This is a genomic window from Streptomyces sp. W16, from assembly GCF_033194735.1.
Taxonomy (GTDB): domain Bacteria; phylum Actinomycetota; class Actinomycetes; order Streptomycetales; family Streptomycetaceae; genus Streptomyces.
In genome coordinates this window covers 1-2,268 of record NZ_JAWOAI010000915.1, presented here as the reverse complement: position 1 = coordinate 2,268, position 2,268 = coordinate 1, and the positions used below count along the sequence as shown (strand labels likewise).

At 71.0% G+C, this 2,268-nt stretch carries 3 protein-coding genes and 1 pseudogene; 1 reads left to right on the top strand and 3 read right to left on the bottom strand.

Annotated elements, in window-relative coordinates:
* Positions 1–449, bottom strand: a 449-nt coding sequence (locus R6V09_RS51380) for a DAK2 domain-containing protein (RefSeq protein WP_317888287.1), incomplete at its 3' end; no start/stop codon positions are given.
* 249 nt (positions 450–698) lie between these two features.
* On the opposite strand from R6V09_RS51380, the gene rpmB reads away from it, so the two are divergent.
* Complete coding sequence (gene rpmB, locus R6V09_RS51375; RefSeq protein WP_317888286.1) at positions 699–887, top strand: 50S ribosomal protein L28; 189 nt, start codon at positions 699–701, stop codon at positions 885–887.
* A 116-nt stretch (positions 888–1,003) separates the two neighbouring features.
* Here the strand turns inward: rpmB and thiD are convergent, their stop codons facing one another.
* Both thiD and R6V09_RS51365 read right to left on the bottom strand, forming a co-directional pair.
* A complete protein-coding gene (thiD, locus tag R6V09_RS51370) occupies positions 1,004–1,798 on the bottom strand; it encodes a bifunctional hydroxymethylpyrimidine kinase/phosphomethylpyrimidine kinase (protein WP_317888285.1) in 795 nt (264 codons plus the stop codon).
* Positions 1,795–2,268 (bottom strand): annotated as a pseudogene (locus R6V09_RS51365) (thiamine-phosphate kinase); the annotation flags it as partial. The gene thiD and the pseudogene R6V09_RS51365, both read right to left, overlap by 4 nt.

Below are 2,268 nucleotides of genomic sequence, written 5' to 3'. Positions count from 1 at the left end.
GAGAGGACCGTGCCCTCGACCGGGTGGGCCACGGCCTGCCGGGCGGAGTCGGCCGCGTGCCGCAGCGCGAGCCGCAGCCCCTCCCCGTCCGTGTGAGCCGTCTCACCGTCGGCGGCGAGCACCTGGGCCATACCGCGCAGCAGCTGCGCGAGGATCGTCCCGGAGTTGCCGCGCGCCCCTATGAGCGCCCCGTGGGCCATCGCCCGGGCGGCGTCGGCCAGTGGCGGTTTCCGGTCGGTCAGGGTGCCGTGTCCGGCGAACACCGCCTCGACGGCCGTGACGGCGGACTCCATGGTCAGGTAGAGGTTGGTGCCGGTGTCCCCGTCGGCCACGGGGTACACGTTGATGGCGTCGATCTCCTCGCGCGCACGTCCCAGCGCGCGCAGCGCGAGACCGCACCAGGTACGCACCGCGAGAGCATCGAAGAATGTCTGCGGCACCTGCGGCACCTGCGCCTCCTTGAGCTGCTGGACTGGCACGCAGCGTAGACCCCGGAGGGGGTCGGGCCCGAGGAGGGCCGGAGCAGGCCCTCGACCAGGCATGGTAGTTTCGTTGAACCGGCGCAGTCGTTGTATGCTGCTCCGGTTGCCCGATCCCGATCGGGCCATCCCCCCTGGCAGCGCCACATCAGATCCTAGATCCTGATCCCGGCATGCCGGGATCATCCGTAAGTGCATCTGAAGTCTTTGGAGTGACCCGTGGCTGCCAACTGCGACGTCTGCGGCAAGGGGCCGGGCTTCGGCAACAACATCTCGTTTTCGCACCGCCGTACGTCCCGTCGCTGGAACCCGAACATCCAGCGTCGCCGTATCGTGGTCGGCGGGACGCCGAAGCACGTGAACGCTTGCACCTCGTGCATCAAGGCCGGCAAGGTCGTCTCGCGCTGACGCACTGCTGAGCGCGCGGCCACTGCTGGTTCGCTGCATCGAGCCGGTCCACTTCGAGTGGGCCGGCTTTTTGCCGTGCCATGTCAGGAAACCCGCGTGTCGGAGAGTCCCGCGCTTCAGGAAGGCCCACGCCGTAGCGCCCACCCGTGATCGACCGGCCCGATCCCCCCGCCCAGCGCGAACCCGGCCGCGATCGCCCCGGTGACGTACTCCTTCGCCGCCGTCACCGCCTCCGGCACCGACCGGCCCCTGGCCAGCTCCGAAGCGATCGCCGAGGCGAGCGTGCAGCCCGTGCCGTGGGTGTGCCGGTTGTCGTACCGGGGCGCGCGCAGCCAGTGCTCCTCGGTGCCGTCGGAGAGCAGGTCCACGGCGTCGCCGGACAGATGCCCGCCCTTCACGAGCACCCACCGCGGGCCGTACGCCAGCACGGCCGCCGCGGCCTCCCGCAACTGCTCCTCCGTCCCGACCCGCACCCCGGTGAGCTGCGCCACCTCGTCGAGGTTCGGCGTCGCCACGGTCGCCATCGGCAGCAGTTTCGTCCGTACGGCGTCCAGCGCGGAGTCCGCCAGCAGCGAGTCCCCGTGCTTGGAGATGCCGACCGGGTCGACGACCGCCGGGGCGTCCGTCCCCGCGAGCAACTCCGCGACCGTCTCGACGAGTTCGGCCGACGCCAGCATGCCGGTCTTCACGGCCTGTACGCCGATGTCGTCGACGACACTGCGGTACTGGGCGCGCACCGCCTCCGCCGGAAGTTCCCAAGCGCCTTGCACACCGAGGGAGTTCTGCGCGGTGACGGCGGTGACGACGCTCATGCCGTGCACACCGAGCGCGAGCATCGTCTTCAAGTCGGCCTGGATTCCGGCCCCTCCACCGGAGTCGGAGCCGGCCACCGTGAGGACGTTGGGCTTCACGACTCGATGTCCCCGAAGTGGTCCCAGCCGCCCTTGCTGGTCCAGGGCGCCCCGTCGACCGTCACCTGAGGCAGCGCCGACGGGTTGAGGACCTCGCCGATCACCTTCCAGCGGGCCGGCAGTTTCACGTCCGGTGCGAAGGTCGCCACGATCGCGTGGTCCTCTCCCCCGGTGAGCACCCACTGGATGGGGTCGACGCCGACGGCCTGCCCGATGTCGTGCATCTGGGTCGGGATGTCGATCGCGCCCGAGCGGATGTCGATGCGGACCTTGCTCGACTCGGCGATGTGCCCGAGGTCGGCGATCAGCCCGTCGCTGACGTCGCACATCGAGGTCGCGCCGAGCCCGGCCGCCGCCGGACCCGCGTGATACGGCGGCTCGGGGCGCCGGTGCGCCTCCACGAACGCGCGCGGCGAACGGAAGCCCCGGGACAGCACCGCGTACCCGGCCGCGGACCAGACCAGCCACCC